The following is a 1,550-nucleotide window of genomic DNA, read 5'->3' on the forward strand; positions in this document are numbered from 1 at the left end:
CGTGGAGGTGGTGGACGCCGCCCACGTGCCCCACGCCGAGTCCGGCGGCTGGGACCTCGAGCAGCATGTCAAGGCCGCCGCCATGGTGCTGCTCACCAAGACGGACCTCGCGTCCCCGGGCGATGTCGCGCAGCTGCGCGAGCGGATCCTGCGGGCCAACCCGCACACCACCGTGCTGGATGCACCCCACGGCGCCGTGGATCCGCGGCTGTTCTTCGACGCCGCCGAGCACACCGTTCCCGAGGGTGGCCAGCTGCCGCTCTGGGAGGTGGGGGAGTCCCTGGGGCAGCAGCTCCACGAGCACCACGTCCACCACCGCGCCGCCACCCTGGAGGCCGACGCCGCGGTGGACCCCGCCGCGCTCGCGGACCTCCTGGAGGACCCGCCACGACAGGTGCACCGGGTCAAGGCCGTGGTGGACGTGCGCTCCCCGCGCGGGCTCCAGCGGTTCGTGGCCCACTCGGTCGCGGGCTACGTCACGGTGGAGCGTGCTCCCCGGGCCCCGGACGCCCCGGCGCACTCGGCCGTGGTGGCCATCGGACCCGCCTGGGCCGACGACGCCGCGGTGCAGCCCCTGCTCGACGCGCTCCCGCGCGCGGCGGGCGACGGCGTGCCCACGGCGCCCGAGCGGCGTCGTCTCACGCGCTTCGCGTGAGGAGTGCCCCTTTGGCGGGAACCGGCACCCGCGGACCGCTCGGGTTCCGCGGGCGGGGCCCGGAGGCGCAGGGGCGCGCCGGGATTCAGGGGCCGGGGTCCGAGGCCCGGGACCGGCTCACGTCAGGTTGGAGAAGTGCTCGACCTTGCGGGTGGGCCCGGTGACCAGGATCTGGTCGTCGTCGTAGAGCATGGTGCCCGGCTCGATGGGCTCCCACTGGCCCCCGGGGCGGCACACCGCCACCACGGACACGCCCAGGCGGTGGCGCACGTTGAGCAGATCCATGGGGCGCTGCTGGATGGGCTCCGGCGGTGTGCAGCGCACCAGGGCGTAGCCGTCGTCGATCGGCACGAAGTCCAGGATGCGGTGCTGGATCAGGTGGGCGGCGCGCGCACCCATGTCGCTCTCCGGGTTCACCACGTGCTGCACGCCGATCTGCGTGAGGATCTCCGCGTGGGGGTCGGTGATGGCCTTGGCCCAGATGGCGGGGCAGCCGAACTTCACCAGCCGGGAGGCCGTGAGGATGCTCGCCTGGATGTCCGAGCCGATCCCCACCACGGCGCGGTCGAACTCGTTCACGGACAGCTCCCGCAGCACCTCCTCGTCCGTGGCGTCCGCGCGCACCACGGAGGTCAGCTTGCCGTTGAAGCGCTGCACCGTGGACTCGCTGTGGTCGATGCCCAGCACGTCCGTGCCGTTGCGCATGAGCTCCAGGGCCAGGGCGCCGCCGAAGCGGCCCAGCCCGATCACGGCCACGGCGTTGGACATGCCGCGGCCTTGGGACTCGGCGGGGTGGGATCCGAACATGGGACTTCCTTCGCGGTCGTGCGCACCTGCTGTGCGCTGTGCTGTGCCCGGGCCGCGGTGGCCCGGCGGTGGGAACGGATGGCAGAGG

General features: G+C 73.6%; 2 protein-coding genes. One reads left to right on the top strand and one right to left on the bottom strand.

Going from position 1 to position 1,550, the window contains the following annotated elements; genetic code table 11:
* Positions 1-655 (top strand): GTP-binding protein (locus CWC38_RS11720; protein WP_206059910.1); only part of this gene is annotated, 655 nt, incomplete at its 5' end.
* Positions 656-772: 117 nt separating this feature from the next.
* On the opposite strand, the gene CWC38_RS11725 is transcribed toward CWC38_RS11720, so the two are convergent.
* Complete coding sequence (locus CWC38_RS11725; RefSeq protein ID WP_121846880.1) at positions 773-1,462, bottom strand: potassium channel family protein; 690 nt, start codon at positions 1,460-1,462, stop codon at positions 773-775.
* Between the last annotated feature and the right edge of the window lie 88 nt (positions 1,463-1,550).

This window comes from Kocuria tytonicola (assembly GCF_003687455.1).
GTDB classification, from domain to species: Bacteria; Actinomycetota; Actinomycetes; order Actinomycetales; family Micrococcaceae; genus Kocuria; species Kocuria tytonicola.

Coding starts and splice junctions, on each gene's coding strand:
- CWC38_RS11725 (WP_121846880.1), bottom strand. CDS start 1,462: ATGTTCGGATCCCACCCCGCCGAGTCCCAAGGCCGCGGCATGTCCAAC.